Source organism: Lysinibacillus sp. FSL K6-0057, assembly GCF_038630885.1.
Classification (GTDB): domain Bacteria; phylum Bacillota; class Bacilli; order Bacillales_A; family Planococcaceae; genus Lysinibacillus; species Lysinibacillus fusiformis_F.
Genome location: NZ_CP152047.1, coordinates 3147965 through 3168845 on the forward strand (window position 1 = coordinate 3147965; position 20881 = coordinate 3168845).

15 protein-coding genes are annotated in these 20881 nt (G+C 37.5%); 5 read left to right on the forward strand and 10 right to left on the reverse strand.

The genetic code is table 11. The features are described 5' to 3' along the window. Position 1: 1 nt before the first annotated feature. From MHB40_RS15745 to MHB40_RS15760, 4 genes are all read right to left on the reverse strand, one after another. Positions 2-5137 carry an ATP-binding protein gene (locus tag MHB40_RS15745; protein ID WP_342532909.1) on the reverse strand — a complete coding sequence of 1712 codons (5136 nt, stop codon included), beginning with the start codon at positions 5135-5137 and terminating at the stop codon, positions 2-4. A 22-nt stretch (positions 5138-5159) separates the two neighbouring features. After that, a complete protein-coding gene (locus MHB40_RS15750) occupies positions 5160-6827 on the reverse strand; it encodes an HD domain-containing phosphohydrolase (RefSeq protein ID WP_342532910.1) in 1668 nt (555 codons plus the stop codon). A 386-nt stretch (positions 6828-7213) separates the two neighbouring features. Next, the gene (locus MHB40_RS15755) at positions 7214-8275 is read right to left on the reverse strand and encodes a beta-carotene 15,15'-monooxygenase (protein WP_342532911.1); all 1062 of its coding nucleotides are present in this window, start codon (positions 8273-8275) and stop codon (positions 7214-7216) included. Positions 8276-8354: 79 nt separating this feature from the next. Continuing rightward, positions 8355-9248 (reverse strand): helix-turn-helix domain-containing protein, encoded by an 894-nt coding sequence (locus MHB40_RS15760; protein ID WP_342532913.1) that lies wholly within the window; start codon positions 9246-9248, stop codon positions 8355-8357. Positions 9249-9354: 106 nt separating this feature from the next. On the opposite strand from MHB40_RS15760, the gene MHB40_RS15765 reads away from it, so the two are divergent. Together MHB40_RS15765 and MHB40_RS15770 are read left to right on the forward strand one after the other, a co-directional pair. Next, on the forward strand, positions 9355-10272 hold the full coding sequence (locus MHB40_RS15765) for a DMT family transporter (RefSeq protein WP_342532914.1): 918 nt from the start codon (positions 9355-9357) through the stop codon (positions 10270-10272). A 160-nt stretch (positions 10273-10432) separates the two neighbouring features. Continuing rightward, the gene (locus MHB40_RS15770; protein ID WP_205444213.1) at positions 10433-11482 is read left to right on the forward strand and encodes a Cj0069 family protein; all 1050 of its coding nucleotides are present in this window, start codon (positions 10433-10435) and stop codon (positions 11480-11482) included. Between the two features lie 30 nt (positions 11483-11512). On the opposite strand, the gene MHB40_RS15775 is transcribed toward MHB40_RS15770, so the two are convergent. From MHB40_RS15775 to MHB40_RS15785, 3 genes are all read right to left on the reverse strand, one after another. Beyond that, a complete protein-coding gene (locus MHB40_RS15775; protein ID WP_205444214.1) occupies positions 11513-12145 on the reverse strand; it encodes a LysE family transporter in 633 nt (210 codons plus the stop codon). A gap of 114 nt (positions 12146-12259) precedes the next feature. Further along, on the reverse strand, positions 12260-12988 hold the full coding sequence (locus MHB40_RS15780; protein ID WP_342532915.1) for a hypothetical protein: 729 nt from the start codon (positions 12986-12988) through the stop codon (positions 12260-12262). Positions 12989-13093: 105 nt separating this feature from the next. Further along, positions 13094-14806 carry a methyl-accepting chemotaxis protein gene (locus MHB40_RS15785; protein WP_342440896.1) on the reverse strand — a complete coding sequence of 571 codons (1713 nt, stop codon included), beginning with the start codon at positions 14804-14806 and terminating at the stop codon, positions 13094-13096. Between the two features lie 197 nt (positions 14807-15003). Between MHB40_RS15785 and MHB40_RS15790 the strand changes: the two genes are divergently transcribed. The 3 genes from MHB40_RS15790 to nspC all read left to right on the forward strand — a co-directional run bounded on the left by MHB40_RS15790 (position 15004) and on the right by nspC (position 17988). Beyond that, positions 15004-15210 carry a hypothetical protein gene (locus MHB40_RS15790; protein ID WP_205444218.1) on the forward strand — a complete coding sequence of 69 codons (207 nt, stop codon included), beginning with the start codon at positions 15004-15006 and terminating at the stop codon, positions 15208-15210. A gap of 412 nt (positions 15211-15622) precedes the next feature. After that, on the forward strand, positions 15623-16852 hold the full coding sequence (locus MHB40_RS15795) for a saccharopine dehydrogenase family protein (protein WP_155591447.1): 1230 nt from the start codon (positions 15623-15625) through the stop codon (positions 16850-16852). Next, on the forward strand, positions 16849-17988 hold the full coding sequence (gene nspC / locus MHB40_RS15800; protein ID WP_342532916.1) for a carboxynorspermidine decarboxylase: 1140 nt from the start codon (positions 16849-16851) through the stop codon (positions 17986-17988). Before MHB40_RS15795 ends, nspC begins: the two co-directional genes overlap by 4 nt. A gap of 106 nt (positions 17989-18094) precedes the next feature. On the opposite strand, the gene MHB40_RS15805 is transcribed toward nspC, so the two are convergent. The 3 genes from MHB40_RS15805 to MHB40_RS15815 form a co-directional block, all read right to left on the reverse strand. Further along, a complete protein-coding gene (locus MHB40_RS15805) occupies positions 18095-18583 on the reverse strand; it encodes a chemotaxis protein CheW (protein WP_205444223.1) in 489 nt (162 codons plus the stop codon). Between the two features lie 25 nt (positions 18584-18608). Continuing rightward, positions 18609-19724, reverse strand: a complete 1116-nt coding sequence (locus MHB40_RS15810) for a M20/M25/M40 family metallo-hydrolase (RefSeq protein ID WP_342532918.1) — start codon at positions 19722-19724, stop codon at positions 18609-18611. A 135-nt stretch (positions 19725-19859) separates the two neighbouring features. Continuing rightward, a complete protein-coding gene (locus MHB40_RS15815; protein ID WP_342532919.1) occupies positions 19860-20813 on the reverse strand; it encodes a hypothetical protein in 954 nt (317 codons plus the stop codon). Between the last annotated feature and the right edge of the window lie 68 nt (positions 20814-20881).

Genomic DNA, 20881 nt, shown 5'->3' on the forward strand with positions numbered 1-20881 from the left:
GTTAATTTTTCACCAATACCTTAACTAGTGGTAATGTAAAGCTAAATATGCTTCCTTCATTTTCAAGACTTTCAACAAAAATCTCGCCATTGTGCTGGTGAACAATTTGTTTACAGACAGCTAAGCCAATGCCATGTGAATGTGCTTCATGGATGTTAGTTGCTCGATAATAGCTGTCGAAAATAAAGGGAAGATCACTCTCAGCAATACCAATGCCACTATCAGCTATCGAACATATCAAATGCTTGTCCTCTACATGTATGGACAATTGAATGCCACCACTTGATGTATATTTCATTGCATTGGTCATGATATTTTCAATCACTTGATTGATTCGCGTTTTATCAATCAGTAGCTGAGCTTCTTCCTGACCATAAAAGTGCGCACTGTAGGTTAATCCTGATTGTTTCACTTCATCCTCATAACGGGATGCCATTTGCAGAAATAATTCCTTCGCCTGTACCTCTGTAAAAGAAAATTCTGCTCTACCAGCTTCTAGATTCGCTAAATCAAACAAATCTTGTATTAAGCTATTTAATGCTAGTAGCCGTTCCTTACTTCTTATTAAATATTTCTCTCTGGCCACTGCATCTACGATCACACCCTCTAGCATTAATTCTATATACCCTAATGTCGAGGTTAACGGGGAGCGTAATTCATGGGAAATACTATGCAAGAGTTTTTTACGTTCCAGTTCATTTTTTTCTAAACGTTCATTCATTTTTGTCAAATGCCGATTCGTCTCATCTAACTCCTTAGTACGTAACTGAACACGTTTTTCTAAATCTCCATATATTTGCGCATTCTCAAAAGAAACGGCAATTTGAGCAGCGATCACTTTCAATAACTGAACATGAGATGGATGGAAGGCATTCGTCATTAATGTATGCTCAAAATACAATATCGAAATAATTTCATTTTGATGGATAATCGGTAGACAAAGAATAGATTTAGCCGTTGAATAGGAACAATGAGGATGCTGCGTTTTTTGTGCATTGTCGATAATCACATGCTCTTTACTATTAAGAACATAGCGTATAATCGATTGCATATTAGCATTAAAATTCTCCATTCTTTGTTGATCATACATAGTAAATGTTTTTTCCGCAGCTTCCGCCTTTGCTAACACCAATAATTGCTGCTGCTGTTTATGAATAAAATAGCCACTATCTGCTCCTACATGCTTTAACAGAGAAAACAATATTTTATGCAGTAAATCTTCCATACGAATGGCTGTTGCAAAAGATTGCGTCGTCTCAAAAACCGTCATCATATCAAACGTGAGTGATTCTCTACTCTGACTCTCCTGTTGACGATGCACTTGATAGTCTCTTGCCCATCTTCTAGCAACTGTTTCGGCTCCCCATGTTTCAATATTTTGAATACCACTTAGTATATAATGTCTTGCCGTTTTCTCTTGCTGTTTTCTGAGATAATAATTTGCCGCTCGCTCATATGCTAGTGCTGTATCCTGGACAAAACCGTTCATTCTTGCTAATTGTATTGCTCGGTCATAATAGAGCTCAGCGTCTTTGTCGTTGTTGTTGAAACGGGAATTCTCCGCCATTAATAAAGCATAGAGGTGCTCATAATTCTCTGAAGAATACATCGCCCATTTCTTAAATTTCTTTAGGCTTTGACGTATGTCCGCTAAAAACAACCTCTGCTCTTGTACCTGACCATTTTGGCGATGCAGAAAATGAAATTGCCACATGGCACGATAAAAATAATAAACTGTGGTGATTGGTAATGTATAGGTTTCCTTACTTAGCTCCTTTAATTCTGTCAGAATCGCTTTCCCTTGCTCTTCATCCCCTAATAAAAATGACATTTGTAAACGTACTGAATAATGCATCATTTTAATAGCAGGCTGATTCTGTATTGTGATGGGATAAGCCCATTGTACAGGATGGTGTGGCGAGCGGAGGATATTCACCCATCTCCCCATTTCGGCTAAAAAGTCAATCGATAAGGTACTTGCATGAACAGAAAATTCCTCTTGTTGTCGTCTAATTTCCTGCTGTAAATCCTCTAGGGAAACACCTTGAATAAGTCGTATCGCGACTATAAAGCAGGATGCTGAGGATACTAAATGATATAAGCCGAGCTCTTGGCTTTTTGCTTGAGCTTCGTTGATGTATTGAATACTGGCTTCATAGGGCTCTGTCCAATGACTGATAAACACACCATACACATAATAGGTATGTCCCTTGATATACATACTTTCTTGCGTATCTGCAACAATGATGGCAAGTTTTCCAAAGCGAGTGGCTTCTTTTATATTGGCAAAACCCGCATTTAAAAGCAGCGCATAGTTAATCAATACCATACCGCTTTTCGATGTAGCACCATACTTCAACTGTAGACGCAGCCCTTTCATCAAAAGAATGCCTGTCAAGTTAGGATTTAATAGGAAAGCACTTGCCGTCATATTAACAATTAAATGAATCAAAATATCAATTTCTTTACTATTCGTTGGGGGATGCTGCAATAAATCTTGGTCAGACATATGTCGCAATGCAAATTTCAACAATAGATACTCTTTTAGAAGCTGTGACTTTTTCGGAAATGCGGAAATTTTCACATTTGCAACTTGTAAACCTGCCAAGCCTGCTTCTAGGCCGATAGTTGGATTATCAGACTCGATGTATAATACCGTTTTTAAATTGTTAATCATTAGCTTTTCTAACACTGTCTCCGAATGCTGCAAAGCTTCTGTTAAATGCGTTTCCGATTGTTCATAGTGGCCAGTTATATATTCACATTCACCTAAATTAGCATATAATTTAACGGACTGTTCTCTCCTAGTCCCCCAATGATCAGGCATCAATAGTTCTTTACTGGTTGTAAAAAATTTTAGCGCATTATCAAATAGCCCTATTCTTTTAGCTTCAATACCAAGTTGATAATTCCATATAGCCAACTTTTGCTTTTCTTCCCCAGTCAATAAGTGTCGACTGTAATTGAAATGCATGACGATTTCGCTTAAGCGATCATGATCTGCAACCATTTGAGAGCCCTCTGTTAAAAGCTGGCCAATTTGATAATGGAATTTTGCACGCAATTGCCCTGGTAAATCCTGATAAGCTACTTGTTGAATACGATCGTGGACAAATTGGAATTTCGTCGAAAATGTATGTAAAATCCCTTCATGCTCTAACGTACTCGCCCATTTATAATGGGCATCTAACGGAATAATAAAGCCATTTTCGACAAGTGTTTCCAGGTGTTTTAATAGCGCTTGGGCTGATAAGGACACAAGCTTTAAGACATCTGTAAATTCAAAGCGCTGACCGAAACATGCTACAATTCGTAAAATCTCATGGGCTTCTGTTGTTAAATTAGCCATTCTCGTTTCAATAAAGGCAAGTAGCTCGTTATTTAAGCGGGATAAATTAAATTTCTTACGATTAAACTCCCATTCTTTTGTTGTTGCACTAAAATAAATTGTGTTATCTTGCTGGAGTGAACGAAACGCTTCTTTCACAAATAACGGATTCCCTTTGGTCAAATTAAATAATTGCTTGGCAATGACCTGTATGGTATGAGGCTTTGCATTGAAAGACGCCTCTAACCACTGTTGAACATGTTGTTCCTGAAGCAAGGATAAATGGATTTGATGACCGTTAAAAAAATTAGTGGTTCTTTGCTGATTTTCCTCCTCTGTACTGTCCTCATTCACTCGAAATGTACCAATCATCATAAAGTATCCTGCTCGGTGTTGCTCAAAAATTTGGATCATAATGTCAATCGTATTTTGATTGGCCCAATGCAAATCATCTACAAACCATATAACGGGTTTCTTTTGCATAGCAAATGTTAATAAAATTTTTTGAATCGATATAAACGTATAGGAATGGAGCTGTTTTGTATTTTGGCGAACTTCTTTTTGGAAGCGTACTTCCTCCTTCACAAACCATTTGAGTTCAGGTAATAGATGGATAAGTTCATCTGTCACAACTAATTTAACCTCTTGAAATAATTTTTTCCATAAATGGACAGACTTTTCACCCTCCATATAAATATATTTCAATAAACTCCTTAAAGGATGGATTACAATGGTATAGTCATTTTCTAATTGCAGCTGCTCATACTTAGTTGTAATAAAATAGCCCTTTGCAGCCGCAATTTCACCCTTTAGTTCTTGAACTAACTTGGATTTTCCATATCCTGCTTGTCCTGAAATAGTAACCATCTTTTTGTCACCTTTTGCAACCTGACGAAAAATAGAAGAAAGCTCTGCGAATTGCGATTCTCTCCCATAAAGCTTTGTAGACAGTCCCATATTCAGATGCAAATCCTGTTCACCAAGCAGGAAATCTTCAAGTGGTTCGTTTACTAAAAGTTTCTGTTGGATATGTAGCAAATCCTCTCTCAAACCAATGGCACTTTGATAACGGTCGGCTGGATTTTTAGCCAATAGCTTTTCAATAATTCCCCAAATTAAAGAATGATAATGACTGTCTCTACTCACCAATGCTTCTGGTTTTTTTGTGATGATTTCATAAATCAAATCCACAGCATCCTTTGCTTGAAAAGGTAATTGACCACCCAAAATTTCGTAAAATATGATCCCCAGTGCATATAAATCAGTCCGATAGTCCACCTCTAAATGAAGTCTGCCTGTTTGCTCTGGTGCATAATAGGGAAGCTGCTCTAGTCGTTCATAGGGATTTTCAATCACAACTGGAGATTCTACATCATATTTTGTACTAAATTCAGAGCTTAGTAGCTTTATTTTTAAAGAATTAGGATTGATTAAGATTTGATTAGGATGTAGGTTTAGGTAGAGTAAATCACTTTGTTGCATTTTCATACAAATATTGACAAGGTCAATGGCAATCTGTAGAAATTGATGCAAAGAAATCAAGTTGTTACTGAATTGCTTTAAGGGGACTCCATTAAAGTTTTCATAGATGATCGCATATTGATCATCTATATAATCCATGGCAATCGGCTTTAATAGCCAAGGATTTTGCTCATTCGAAAACAAGGAAAACTCATATTGTAGTTTGGCTCTTGTCTCTGCTGAATTAGGATGAACACTTTTTACCAGTACCAGATTGTTAAATTTCTTCATATACATTCTCTGTAGATGCCAATCTTGACTAGACAGTAAAAGAATACAATCATTCACACACAATCTCTCCTCTTCTTTGCTAGTTGTTTATCATCTTTGTAACCGCTTTATATTTTTGCAATGCTTTCTTTAGATTCATTTGTTTAACTGATAATCCAGCAAAGCTAAAAACCAGGCTATCTAACTTCTTTGTTGTAATATGGTAGAGTTCCAATTTTCGGTTTGTACCAATCAGTGGGTTATATTCCTCTTCAAATGAACAGATAGCAGACGCTTTACAATAGTCTGCAATTCTCAATAATTCCTCTTTACTTGTTGTAGTGTCTATTATAATAGGACAGATTTCCTTTACATAGAAAACACCTTCTAGTAACAGGAAAGGAATACTTGCTCGCAGATTTTGATCAACTAGAAAGATGGCAGAGGTCTTTGTTTTCGAACCTTTACGTAATTGAAGGATAGTCTTGTTTAATAATCCTCTTAACTTTACTCGTACATTTTCTAACATTACTTGTTCTTTAAGTACATCAAAAATTTGGTATACGGGAATATAAATTTTTGTGATGCATTCGGAAGTTGTATGGAGTTCAATTAGCTTATGATAATATTTCTCCATTAAATGTGCTTCGCCTTTTATTAAATACTCAGAAAATTTTCGGAACAATTGATCTGGTGTTTCCACATAATATGTAATAAGCTTCTCAATCTTTAGTTGAAAATTTACCGGCAAATCAAAAATCGTATTCGTATCTAATCTCCTAACCGTAGGAAGAAGTGGGAACATATTATTGACATGCTCTACTAAAGCATGCGTTCCATCTGACAAAAGGACAATGGACTTTTCTGGATAAATACCAATAAAATCAACAAATTTAGCCAAAAGCTTTTCGTCTAATAAATGCTTTTCTTTATAGATCGTCGCCATTGCTTCGGCAGCACCTATTTCCTGTTTATAGGGGCGATTCATCGTGACGGCCGAGTAGATATCAATCAGCTGTAGTAGTAACACTTCCTTTGGAATCTCATTTTCTGCTAATCCTTCTGGATATCCCGAGCCATCAATTCGTTCATGATGTAACTTTGCCAAAAAGGCAATGGATTCAAGTCCAATTTCCTTTAATATATCATAGCCAAACTGTGTATGCTTCTGCATCGTAGCAAATTCTTCTACAGTTAGCTTCTCCTCTTTCGATAAAATTTCATAGGGAATATTTAATTTACCAATATCATGAAATAAAAAGCCTAATGCATAGTGCTTTAAATGGGAAATACCTTCTTTTTTCGCAAATAAGGTAGCGAGTGTAAATACATCAATCGCATGCATAAAGGTATATTCATCATATTTTTTAAGTGTCAGTAGTAGCCTTCGATAGTTTAGATTCTGCATATACGTTTCAAATAAGTCACGCACAAATACGATATCATCCATATTTTTTAAAGCATGGCCATATCGTCTTTCTGTGCTCAACTCTGCGAGTGCTTGCAGGAATTTAGGCATTTCAATCCATTCACTACATACTAAAGGATTTTGTTGCTGTTGCTCTGTAATAGACTGTATTTGATTGATCCCTTCGTCTGTTGGCACTTCAATATATACTTGTTGAACATTGCGGTTTTTTAATAATGTAAGAATACGTGCTGTTAATACACTTCCCTTTTTCATGAGCATACGATTTTCAACATATAAATCTTTCCCTAAAACAAAACCCTCCTGTAAATCAGCAATTTTTGTTGGAACTACCTTCAAAATTAACACTCCTCCTATTTTAGTACAATAAAACTATAAAATTCGAAGGTTAAAATTAGGTTAAATAGTATTCATTACTTTTATAAATACATGAGAAAATATTCATTTTATTATGAAGAACTATGACCTTTGTTAACTAATAAAAGTTGCACGCTATTTGAATTGGCTATTTATATTAAAATCTAATAAAAGAACTAAAAGTCCAACTATTTTCACCATGATAATGGTTATATATTTATGGAGAAAGGCAGTCCTAACGATCATCAAACAAAATTAATGTCTCTTTATGTAAATTCTTCTAGTCAATCAATAAAAAATAGCCAACGTTTTGATCATACTTTTTACAAAACATTGGCTATTTATATAGAGGACAATCATAAGTGCTTTCAATCATGTTGGCTCATTGCCATTCCTTGTGCAAGCATTTGTCTAAATTCTTGGGCCTGATCTGCTTTAATGGCTACTTGACTATAGCGTTTCTTTATTCCTAACATAAACGTTACTTCCACAGGCTCTTTCATTTTCAAAATGAAATGTGGATAGGCCTCACCAAAATCACGTGCTATAAAGTCTATCGTATCTTTTGATAACTTCCCCTCTAATTGCTCCCTGTCTTCAATGATTGCGGCAATATGCTCAAAACGGATTTCAGTGCGTTTCATTAATCCAAGCGATAAGTACAATGTATCATTTGTTACGTAAACAGGATTTAGACGAATAGCCTGCATATCCGCAAGCAAGAAGATTACTGAATAAATATTAATAATAAGCAACACAATGGAAAGTACCATTGACTTTTCATGTAGCCACCAGTGAATACCAATCGTTTCAATAGCAATCCCATGAATAATCATAAGCTGAAAAGCGATATAGCTCGAATTTTTATGCAATGTTAAACCTTGACGTTCTTGTCTTCTCCAGCTCGCGAAACCATAATAAAGCACTAATAAATCCGCACAAATCATCTGAATAACTGGATGCTTGGGTGCATGTTTTTCTACAGCCTTTGAAAATGAAAAGAGATCTGGCAAAGAGCTTCCACGCACTTCCCCTAGGATTTTTGGCAGGTATCGTACAAGCGTTGCCACTAGAACAATTTCTAATAGAATAATAGACCCTTCAATCGCAAATCCAGCCCATGTTACAGCCACATAAGGCTGAAGATGTTCCATTGGGATGATAAAACGTGCAGCAATACAGCCAGCTGCGGCTAATAGAATGGCCTGCTTTAATGAAAATTTACCTTTATAAAGCATATATAACACGGGTATTACCACAATAAAGTCAATCAATGACCCCATGACAACACCATTTGTTTCGATGGGTAAAATAGATGTGCCAAACCCAGTGTTATAGAGTGTATAATTACTCGCTAATACCACTAATAATAAGGCGAGCCATATATTTTGCTTACTTTTTAGACCATCATTCTCTACGCCCCCTCTCAACTATTAATTTTACTTTATGCCAAATGGTTAATCTTGTATATCATTTGAGTATAAAAGATTATCCTTTTTCTATTCACGTTCAATTATTTTTCACACTTAAAAACTTCTTACGATAAACATGTGGTGGGTAGCCAGTGTATTCTTTAAACTTTTCAATATAATAACTGACCGTACTAAAGCCTGTATCCACCGCTATTTCTGTTATAGATAGCTCATCGCCTCTCAATAATTCTATGCTTTTGCGCAATCGATATTGGCGTAAATAGGTAAACGGTGTCATGCCCACTATTTTCTTAAAAAAGCGACTGCATTCAGCTCGACTTATATACACATGGCTAGCTAAATCTTCTAATGCTATTTTCTGCTGATAATGTGCATGTAAAAAATCTAGCATAGCTTTTGCTCGTTCATGCTGCACAATAGTGGACGAGTCCATCATTTGTTCTGTCAACAAGGATTGGGTCAGCATGGATTCCCAAATGAATAGAAGCTCTCTCCGTACCTTTAGCTCGAAAAATGCGGCTTGCTCTCGCATTAATTCCGCAATCGTCGCTACTTTCTGTGCTAACTCTCCTGTTAGTTTGACATAAGGTAATCGATTTTTTGTGATATACGGTTGTACATATTTCGTGAAAAAGATACTGCCATCATGTCCCCCCATTACTATTGGGTCCACATTTACACAATAAACCACAGCTTGTTCCATTTGATAAGGTTTTGCTTCATGTAATCCTGAAGCATTGATAAAGAGCCCCTCGCCTTGCTTCAATACAAAAACGTCCGTCCCTACTCGATACTGTGCACATCCATTTTTTATAAAAACAAATTGTATTTCTTTATGCCAATGGAGAGGTAGAAAATCCATACTTTCTAATCGCATAACCGTTTCATACAAGGCAACTGGAAATGCCTTTGTTCCATGCAAGGTTAATTCCTGTAAATCCTTTGCTACTTTGATATGTGTTAACGGCATCTACATCACCTCAATATATTGATATTTTTTTGGATTAAATCGATATTTATTTGCATTTAATCACTTTATACTCATCTTATATTGATAGTTTGGGAGATGTAAACAGATGAATCAACTAATCCAAAATAAACGTACTCTTGGCTTGCTACTAGTTATTCTCGGAGCAAGCTTCTGGGGAATTGGAGGGACCGTTGCCCAAAGGCTGTTTCAACAGGACCATATAGAAGTCGGCTGGCTTGTTTCTAGTCGTTTACTTTTAGCCGGTCTATTACTGATAGCTATTTATAAAATGACTCATCGTCATGAATCCATTTTCGTCATGTGGCGCACGAAGCAACATGCATTTAGACAAATTCTATTTAGCTTACTCGGCATGCTTGCTGTCCAATATACATATATGATGTCAATCGCCATTGGTAATTCAGCTGTAGCCACATTATTGCAATATTTAGCACCGCTGTTTATCATGGCTTATTACTTTGTAACGAAACAAAGTCCATTGACAAAACAGGATGCTATTGCTGTGTCACTGACACTTGTGGGGACCTTTTTATTATTAACAAACGGCTCCTTTTCGACATTGTCCGTTCCTTTTATGGCTGTGTTATGGGGTATCTTATCTGGTCTTTCTGTTGCATTTTACACCATTTATGCCGTCCCACTTTTACAGCAATTCCATTCATTACTAGTTGTCGGCTGGTCGATGATTATCGGTGGTTTGGTGATGAGTATTTTCCACCCACCCTGGGCTATTGATCTATCAGGTTGGACATTTTCTACCGTTGCTTATTTTCTCTTTATCATTATTTTTGGTACAATGCTCGCTTTTTGGTTTTATATTGCGAGTTTGCACTATCTTTCACCAAAGGAGTCAAGCTTATTAGGTAGTCTTGAGCCATTAATGGCTGTCATCACAAGTGTTTGGTGGTTAAAAATTGCCTTTGGCGGCTATCAGTTTATAGGGACTTTGCTAATTCTTCTCATGATTTTATATCTCACAGTATTTCAGAAGAAACAGTCTTGAATGTTGAAAATTTAGATTATTATAAATATTAATAGTTAATACCTCCTAGAGTCGATATAGTAATATATGAATTTATACATAAAATTTACATATTTCATATATCTTTTCTCCTTATTTATCTACTATACTGAACCTAACAACAGATAAAAGGAGGTATTTTATGGATAAAAAAGTTATTTTTTTCGAGGTTGAAGGTGGCACAGATAAAGGGCCAAATGGCTATCGTCCAGATACCATGCCAATGGTGGAAGCGCTAAAACAACGTGGGCAAGATGCTGAGGTACTATTCTTTGATATCACAAAAAAGCAACAAATCTTTAACTATGTGAAGGAACATGGTGTTGCCTATGTATCTCGTATAAACCCAGGGAACTTACAGCATGAGGAAGAGTATTTTGCCATGCTACGTGAGCTATGCCAAGCTGGCGTTATAGGGATGCCACATCCAGATGCAATGATTAGCTACGGCTCTAAAGATGTGTTATCAAAGCTTACGACAACAAATTTAGTACCTGATGATACATTTGCCTACTACACAATCGAAGCATTCAAAACACAATTCCCTACTTCCTTAGCACTGACAGAGCGCGTTTTGAAGCAAAATCGTGGTTCAACTGGTGAAGGCATTTGGCGTGTAAAATTGGTGGAACCACTAGCTGAGGGTATCACAGAAGTGCCACTTGATGCACAAATCAAATGTACAGAAGCAAAAGATAATCATGTAGAATTTTGGCAGCTTGGCGACTTTATGACATATTGTGAGCAGTATATTACGGGGACGAATGGTATGTTAATCGATATGCGCTTTCTTCCAAGGATTACAGAAGGCGAAATCCGCTTATTCATGTTGCGCGATCATCCCGTACACGTCGTACATAAAAAACCAGCCGCTACCGAGGATGCCTTTAGCGCAACGCTATTCTCTGGCGCTCAATACCGCTATGACAAGCCTGAAGACTGGCAAGAGCTGGTGCAAAACTTTTTAACGCAGCTCCCTCAAGTAACAAACTTACTAGGCAATTATGATTTACCGTTAATCTGGACGGCTGATTTTATGCTAGATACCAATGAAGCTGGAGAAGATTGCTATATTTTAGGTGAAATGAATTGTTCTTGTGTGGGCTTTACTTCAGAACTGTCGTTAGCCCATGAAGTAGCAGAAGAAATTTTAGCTTGTATCAAGGAGCAAACAGAGGCCATTGCACCATAAAAAAAGTGCGATCTTTAGGGATCGCACTTTTCATATATAAATCTTAATTCCTTGTATAAATTCATATATAAAATAACAAGCAAAACCAATCAATAAGAATCCTGCGACAATTGTAAATGTCCTAATCATCTTACGATTCATAGCTTTACGGGTAACCGAAACAATGGTCAGCAAACCGATATCGTGGAGTAAGATTCCACTTAAAACACCAGCTGCAATAATTAAAAAGTTCGTTGGCTGCCCTTGTCCATAAGATTTTGCTAGCACCACACCAAATACATTGACCCAAAAAACGAGATTCCCAGGCGAAATAGCCACCAGTAAGCCGTTAAAATAAGAGGCAAAAAACGATTTGGTTACTTTTTCTCCTGCCAATGTAATATCATGGTCAGCGTTCTTGATAGAATCATAGCCTAACAAGAATAAAAAGCCCGCTCCAATAATCCACATAGGTAGTTGAATCAAAGGCATAGCCAAGATAGAGGCTAGTCCCATATACAAAGCAAAAACCAATACAATATCAATGGTCATGCCACCAAGCCCAACAGCCCAGCCGTGCATAAAACCATTTTTGAGTCCTTGCTTTGTCATTTCTACTGTAATAGCTCCTACAGGCATGGCAATGGCAAGTCCTACCAATACATACGCTACATATAAACTCAAAAAAACACTTCTTTCATGTCATCGATAAGCTTCATACGTCCGTTTATAGTTTCACTATAGCATAATTATACTCAAAAGGAATAATTATTAATATTTTATACGACTTTTTAACTGTTATAGCATTTGCTTTTTCCATTGCGCTAACACATCGTTCGACTTTGCCAAATCCATTTTCAGTGTAACTTGCTTGGCTGTACAACGTTTTTTAGCTTTTTCCCATGCTTCTTCCAAGGCAGGTAAATAGCTTAAATTTTTTGTCGCTGCTACGAGCTGGAAAAAAATATTCCCTTGTATATAGTGCCAACGAGGATTCATCCCATCCAATAGTATAGCGTCTTCAATCAGTCGTAAAGCCAAATAAGGGCTACCTTCGTGACGATTCAAAAACTGTGCAAAAGCTCCCCAATACAATGCCTTATTGGGCTGTAATTTGATTGCCTCCGCATATTGCACAGATGCCTTGTCCTGTTCTTTAGCGAGGACATAGTATTCCGCCATTGTATAAAAGGCGTTAGCTTGCGCTTCTATAGACCCTGCTAATAATTCATCGATCACTTTGCCAAATTGCTCATCATCCTGACTACCTATATAAGCTGCGAGAACATCTCGTTCTGGATACGAGCCATCTGTACGTTCCACACTTTGCTTCACCTTATCATCAGTAGGCTGAGGCATGTTTGCATACCCATTTGCCTCTAGCATTGCCACATGCTGCTGGATGATTGGATTGGCCTCTTCTTCGACAGCTGCATGATTGCCCAATATTTCTTTAGCTAGTTGATAACTTTCCTTTACTTGACCACTCAAAAACAAGTCATTGATTTGTTGAACTTGTTCGTTCATTTGTTTTACCACCATTAAAATCCTCACCTTCGCAAAAGAAAAATCTTAATGCTAGTTTACCATCTAAGCAGTAGAAGCAAAAGACAGCATGTCCTAATCTTTCTATTATTCTTTTAATTTAAACGCTTTTACATGCTGTTCAAGTGTGTGTGCCATATGATTTGTTTCATTAGAACCTTGTGCTACCTCATCAATGCTTGCAGTTGTTTGCTGTGCCGCGATGGTAATCATATTCATTGTTTCTTCTATATCTCGAATGGATTCCGTTAATTGTTGAATCATTTGCACAATGCGTGCTGATTTTTCATTTTCAGCAGTCATGGCAGTAGAAATAGTAATCATTTCTTCTACTGTTGTGGCCACTGCTGTCGAAATATTCCCTAAAGATTGTGCTGTTAGACGCACCGTCTCCGTCCCTTTTTCAATATATTGCGTATTATCATTCGTAGATGACATAACCTGCTGAACATGCTTCATTATATCCTGAATAAGCTGTTCAACTTGTAATACCTCTTGATTAGATTGCTCAGCAAGCTTGCGAACTTCCTCAGCAACAATCGCAAAGCCTTTACCATGCTCCCCTGCTCTAGCCGCCTCAATGGAAGCATTCAGAGCTAGCAAATTTGTTTGTGATGCGATGTTCGCAATAGACGTTGTAATCGTTTGAATTTTCGTTGCAGACGTGACTAAGTTTTCTACTGTTTGTCGCACCTCACCTGATCCGCTATGAATCAATGCCATATCATTGCTTATATCTTTCGCTAGTCGCTCACCCTCTGTTGCTAATTCCATCGTTTGTCGGGCATTATCAGCACTGTTATTGGCATTGCTTTGAATCATTTGAAGGTCCCCTGCTAAGGAAGTAAGAACATCTGTCGCATTTTCAGCATGGTGCATCCCTGCCGTCACAGCACTTGTCACTTCTTCGATATTATTGGCAACACCTTGAATAGTATTGCTCATATCGTTCAAGGTGGAAGCGGTTTCATCAGCGTTGTTCGTCAACGTATTGGAAGTGGAACGCATCGTCATAATCATATTTTGTAAATTAGCCGTCATTCGATTTAATGTATTCGCTAAATCCGCTACTTCATCTTTACTGTTAATTTTTGTTTCAGGTACAGCTAAATTCCCATTCGCAATTTCTTTCGCCTGCTGAATGAGCACACTAATCGGTCTTACTTTACGACGGATTAAAAAGCCTGTAATGATGGAAGCGATAAGCATAGGGAAAATACTAATTAATATCCCATTTCGTACAACATCCCACGTTCGCTCCTTTACGATATTGGCATCAAAGTCGATGACACTAATGGCAATAATCTCTTTACTAGAATCATGATCTTTAAAAATAGGGGCATAGCCAGATAAACGGTCCATCCCTGCAAAGGTATAAGGCTGTGAATATGTCGGATGCTTATGTGTAAGCAACATATCAATCGCTTCTTTGTCTAAATGAAATTGATCACCAGGAGCAAAGCCTTTTTCAGCCAAATGATCATCAAGCGCTAATAATGTACCATCCAATGCTAGAATATATTGTGTTTGGAAAATATCTTTATGACCTGTTGTCCAGTTTAAATCATTCCCGATGCGTTCCTGTACAGCTCGATCGCCTTGAATGGCCTTGTCCAATTGTTCTGGATTGATCAAACCTGTCGTAATATTGGCACAGCCATAGGCCTCTACACCAGCAGCATCATATAATTTATTGTAAGCAGTTATGTATGTAGCGAACGAAGTAATCCCTAGCATCACCACTAAAATACCAGCGATAATCGTTCCAAGTTGAAAAGTTAATGAATTACGTAATTTCACGATTCATCCTCTCCCCTTTCTTGTAATAATCTATGAATATTCCCTTTTGTTTTTCATCATACTACAAAAAGATGTATTAAAAAAGCATCTTTAATTATTCTAGTAAGATAAAAACATTGGATAAAAGTTCTGAATTGTGCGATAATTGAAGTAAATCATCATGAGCATTACCAATTCATCTAATAGGAGGGCTTGCTATGAATAAACGCTTTCATTTTATATCGATTGTTACAGGAAACTTGTTAACAATCGGAGCTATTTTTATTTATGCCTTGCAAAGTCAAGTGGATGTAGCCCTCAGCACGTATGCTCTTGTGATGGGTTTTTTAAGTACATTACTGGTGGTTTTCTTCTATATATGGGGAGAAGAAAAGCAACAAGTATCCAATCGTTTTTTGAAATAATATGTATCATTTGTCAGTAGCACGTTTAATGTGGTTCCTTCCCTTTCTATATGCAAAGGGATTTTTTTATGTAAAGATTTAGTCGCGTGAATCAAAAAGTAAGTCAGAAGAGATACTATGTCATACCATTCATTTAGAAAATTAATTATTTGATGTCGTGGAATTGAGATTAAACCTCACCAATTATTCGGGTCTATAAAACAGCTATTTCCATCTATTTTTACTAAAATGGCTTCTTAGATTTATTCACAATTCCCTCCTTTTCCGAGGTATTCCCCTCCGTATACGTCTAATTGTTGTAGAAAAATAAAATTTTTTGTAGAAAATTTTAAAACAATGATTGAGTAGTATATCAATTTTCTGTATAATCAGCTTGTTTGACAATACTTTATATGAACTTGGGGGTAGACAATTGGGTAAAGCATTGATTATCGGAGCTGGCGGAGTTGCCAGTGTTGTGGTACACAAGTGTGTTCAAAATTCGGACGTATTTGAGGAAATTTGTATCGCAAGTAGAACTGTTTCAAAATGTGACGCTCTAAAAGAAAAACTTGACGGCGGAAAAACAAAAATTCATACTGCACAGGTAGACGCAGACAATACAGAAGAGGTTATTGAGCTTATTAAAGCTTTCGGACCAGATGTTGTGATTAACGTGGCCTTACCTTATCAGGACTTAACGATTATGGATGCTTGCTTAGCGACAGGTGTGCACTATGTGGATACTGCAAACTACGAGCCACCTGAAACGGCAAAATTTGAATATAAATGGCAATGGGCTTATAAAGAGAAGTTTGAAAAAGCTGGCTTAACTGCACTACTTGGTAGCGGTTTTGACCCAGGTGTAACAGGCGTTTTCACAGCTCATGCACAAAAACATGAATTTGATGAAATCCACTATATCGATATCGTGGATGCCAATGCGGGAGATCATGGTTATCATTTCGCAACAAACTTCAACCCAGAAATTAACATTCGCGAAATTACAGCGAATGGTCGTTACTGGAAAGAAGGCGAGTGGGTTGAAACAGCACCACTTGAGAAAAAAGAAGTGTATAACCTACCGGAAATCGGACCAAAAGATATTTACCTTCTATACCATGAAGAACTGGAATCACTTGCAAAAAATATCAAAGGTTTAAAACAAATCCGCTTCTGGATGACGTTCTCTGAAAAATACTTAACACACTTAAAAGTATTAGAAAACGTAGGTATGACATCAATTGAGCCAATCGAATTCGAAGGACAAATGATTCAACCAATCCACTTCCTTAAAGCGGTATTACCAGATCCAGCTTCACTTGGACCACGTACAAAAGGTAAAACAAACATCGGTTGTATCATTCGCGGTCTAAAAGATGGCAAAGAAAAAACGTATTATGTGTACAACGTATGTGACCACGAAGAGTGCTACAACGAGGTTGGTTCACAAGCGATTTCTTACACAACTGGCGTACCAGCTATGATCGGTGCAATGCTTGTGATGAACGGTGAATGGCGTAAACCAGGTGTTTGGAATGTGGAAGATTTCAATCCAGATCCATTCATGGATGCATTAAATAAATGGGGTCTACCATGGCAAGAAAGCCATAACCCAGAATTACTTGACCTTGATTTAGATGCAAAGGAATTAAGCCGATGAAACCAATTGATTTTTCAAAAGTTCCATCCCCTTCTTATGTAGTGGATGAGCGATTATTAACAAAAAATCTTGAGCTTTTAAAATCAATTCAAGATCGTACAGGCTGCCGCATTTTACTAGCCCTTAAAGGGTTCTCTATGCATTCAACTTTCCCGCTAGTAGGGGAATATTTAGCAGGCATTACAGCCAGCTCCCTGCATGAGGCGCGTCTTGGCTATGAAAAAATGGGCAAGGAAGTACACGTTTATGCACCTGCTTATATTGAGCATGAAATGGACGAGCTTCTAGGCTATGTGGATCACGTCGTATTTAACTCATTTAACCAATGGGCTCAGTTCAAGGATAAAGTAAAATCTACTGGTAAAACAATTGAATGTGGTATTCGTGTAAATCCTGAGTACTCTGAAATTGAAACAGCTCTTTACGATCCTTGCTATACGAATTCCCGTCTTGGAACGACTTTGGCTAACTTTGATAAATCACAGCTTGACGGTATTGATGGCTTACACTTCCATGCGATGTGTGAACAAAATTCAGATACATTAGAGCGTATTATTGAAGTAGTTGAGGAAAAATTTGGTGATGTTTTACACCAAATGAAATGGTTAAACTTCGGTGGCGGTCACCATATTACGCGTGAAGATTATGATGTAGAGAAGCTTGTGAACATCATTAATTATGTGCAAGAAAAATATAACCTGCTTGTGTATTTAGAGCCAGGTGAAGCAGTAGCCCTTAATACAGGTTATTTAGTAGCAACGGTGCTTGATATTCAAGAAAATGGAATGGATCTTGCTATTTTAGATACATCAGCAACATGTCACATGCCTGATGTACTTGAAATGCCTTACCGTCCAATGATTATTGGTTCTGGCCAAGCAAATGAATTAGCACACACATATCGCTTAGGTGGACTAACATGTCTAGCTGGTGATGTGATTGGCGATTATTCGTTTGAACAGCCATTAAAACCAGGTGATCGTCTTGTATTCACAGATATGGCTCATTATTCAATGGTGAAAAACCATATGTTTAACGGTGTCAACTTACCATCTATCGTTTCGTATAACGATGAAGAAGGCATTAAGGTTATCCGTGAGTTTAAATTTGAAGACTACAGTGGTCGTTTGTCTTAATGACATGCGAAAAGCCCTTTCAGTTACGCTGGAAGGGCTTTTTATTATGCATAATTTTTAGAAAAAATGAAAGAGTTTTTCACAAATATGAAAAAACGTAGAGTGCCTAAGACTCTACGTTTTCTTTTTCATTTTCAAGCATTTTGTGTAAATAATTAATGATCTCACGAATGCCGTCTAATGAATTAACTAGTATTTTTGGATCAACATACGTAATCATTCGATTTTCGAGATTAGCTACAGCAGTAAAGTAGCGTGTTTTACTATAATTGACTAGACCCAATTGCTGAAGTACTGATTCATCGAAATCAAGAATTTCACGGGCTTCTGTGACAAGTAATCCATAATTGACCACATCTGTATTCAACACAATGATACGAGCAGTTGCTGGATTCGATGAGCGGTTGTACAGTATGCGTTCAAAATCAAGAACAGGTACAAGCTCACCACGAATTCTTGTAAAGCCTAGAAGATAATTAGGTAAATGGGGAATAGGTGTTACATGCTCTAATTTTTCAATTGAAATCGCTTGCTCCACCGGCACAGCATACTCCTCTGTCCCACAAGCAAAAACGACTGCTTTGACACTTTCCATAGGGTCACACATCCTTATTCGACTGTTAGTTTTTCGCCGATTCTTTGACGATTTCTACTAGTAAATCTGCTAATTTTTCAAGCTCTTCTACTGGTATTTTTTCATTCGTTGTATGGATATCCTCGTATCCAACAGATAGATTAACTGTCGGAATGCCAAAACCTGCAATCACGTTTGCGTCTGATCCACCACCTGAAATGCCTAGTGTCGGTGTACGGTCAATATTGCGTGCAGCAGTCATGGCCACTTGAACTACTTTATCCGTTTCTGTTACACGGAAACCTGGGTACATCAGCTTCACTTCTATTTCAGCACGTGCACCTAATGACGCTGATACTTGTTCAAATGTTTCCTGCATATGCTTTGTTTGCGCATCCAATTTAGCTTTGTCTATTGAGCGTGCTTCTGCAAGGATTGTCACTTCGTCACAAACAATATTTGTCGCTTGTCCACCTTCAAAACGTCCAATATTCGCTGTCGTTTCTTCATCTAAGCGGCCTAGTTTCATTTGAGCAATGCATTTTGATGCGACTGTAATAGCAGAAATTCCTTTTTCTGGAGCTACTCCCGCATGTGCCGTTTTACCGATAATTTTCGTGAAAATTTTCGCTTGGAATGGCGCCGCTGTCACGATGCCGCCAACTTTGCCATCACTATCCACTGCAAAGCCATATTTTGCTTTAATGTTAGCTGGATCTAACTCTTTAGCGCCAACAAGGCCGCTTTCTTCACCAGCTGTAATGATAAATTCAATATCTCCGTGTGCAATATTTTGCTCTTTTAAACGTTTGACCATCTCAAATAATGCTGCTAGTCCTGCCTTATCATCAGCACCTAAAATCGTTGTACCGTCGGATACGATATAGCCATCTTCACGTAGAGAAGGTTTGATGCCTTTTCCTGGAACAACGGTATCCATATGAGAAGTGAAGTAGATTGGCTCCACATCCAATGTGCCTTTTAATGTAGCAATAATATTACCTGCCCCATGTCCATTACGTGTATGTGCATCGTCTTGGATAACTGAAAATCCGAGTGCAGTTAACTTATCTACAAGAATGGGTGCAATTAGCTGTTCATGTTTTGTTTCTGAATCAATTTGTACGAGCTCAAAAAACTCTTCTACTAAACGACTTGTCATGTTGTAAAACTCCCTTAGTTTACGTGTTTTTCCACGTTATAGTATACATATTATTTTAGCACAACGTCAGAAGAGTTGAAATCATTGAACAATCCTACCAAAATAAAAAGTCTGAGAAAAATTCTCAGACTTTCCTTAGTGATTGAAAATACGCTCTTTTTCTTTCTCTAATGATTGTAGGTAGTCTACTGCTTTATGATGCTTATCTTGTAAGCGCCAAATCGTATTATGTACATCATCCTGAACACGTGATACCTGTTCTCTTGCTGTTGAGATTTTAGAATGAACAGACCATGCTGAAAAAATATCATCAAAAAAGTAGTCAGCAAACTTAACAAAGCCATCTGTTTCAACATGTAGCGATTTCGTAGACATTTCTTGAACATCCACTAACTCATTATGAAAACGTTGTAACGCAATTTGTGCACTGTGTAAATAGTTTTCTGACTGATCCAGTGCATCATGCTTTAAGTGAGTTGCGATGAGCCCTCCACCAAAAAATGTATCCCATGTAGAATATCCACTGGCTGAATGGAGTGAAGCTGCTGCTTGCCCTAGCCTCGTTAGGGCTACTTCTCCCGCTTCCTCTGCCTCTTGAATTTCAGTGATGAGTTGTTTTGTCAGCATTTCCTCATGTGCTAACTGCTCTAGTCTCTCAGCTTGGGCAGCGTCATGAATTTGTAAATACGCCTTCTTTTGAAGATAAATCTGTTGCAGTGATTGCTGTAACGCTCTTTCATCAATTTGGGCTAACTGATTCATCACTTGTATGCTGTCTTCTGTTAAATCTGTTTGCATTTTCATTGCTTCATTGAGCTTTAATTCAAGTACTGCCGCCTTATCAATTTTTTCTGCCCTCAGTTCATCCTGTTGACCTGTCCACGTACGAATCATATTCATAAATGAAAAACCATCTAATTTGTCAAGCTTGGATCGAATTTGATGGAGTGCTGCCGTATGGTTGTCTATTTCCTGTTGTGTATGTTTAATCTGTCCATCAATTAACTGATTTTGTTCGTTTAATCTAGATGCTTTTCTAAGTTGTGCATGAATCTTTTCTTGCGCTGTTTGTAATTGCTGCCATTCCATTCATCTCAACTCCTCTTATCTATCAGTACGGATGACAAACAAAAATGTTTCACTTTTGGCAATGAAAA

Coding starts and splice junctions, on each gene's coding strand:
- MHB40_RS15760 (WP_342532913.1), bottom strand. CDS start 9,248: ATGCCGTTAACACATATCAAAGTAGCAAAGGATTTACAGGAATTAACC.
- MHB40_RS15765 (WP_342532914.1), top strand. CDS start 9,355: ATGAATCAACTAATCCAAAATAAACGTACTCTTGGCTTGCTACTAGTT.
- MHB40_RS15770 (WP_205444213.1), top strand. CDS start 10,433: ATGGATAAAAAAGTTATTTTTTTCGAGGTTGAAGGTGGCACAGATAAA.
- MHB40_RS15780 (WP_342532915.1), bottom strand. CDS start 12,988: ATGAACGAACAAGTTCAACAAATCAATGACTTGTTTTTGAGTGGTCAA.
- MHB40_RS15790 (WP_205444218.1), top strand. CDS start 15,004: ATGAATAAACGCTTTCATTTTATATCGATTGTTACAGGAAACTTGTTA.
- nspC (WP_342532916.1), top strand. CDS start 16,849: ATGAAACCAATTGATTTTTCAAAAGTTCCATCCCCTTCTTATGTAGTG.
- MHB40_RS15805 (WP_205444223.1), bottom strand. CDS start 18,583: ATGGAAAGTGTCAAAGCAGTCGTTTTTGCTTGTGGGACAGAGGAGTAT.
- MHB40_RS15810 (WP_342532918.1), bottom strand. CDS start 19,724: ATGACAAGTCGTTTAGTAGAAGAGTTTTTTGAGCTCGTACAAATTGAT.
- MHB40_RS15815 (WP_342532919.1), bottom strand. CDS start 20,813: ATGGAATGGCAGCAATTACAAACAGCGCAAGAAAAGATTCATGCACAA.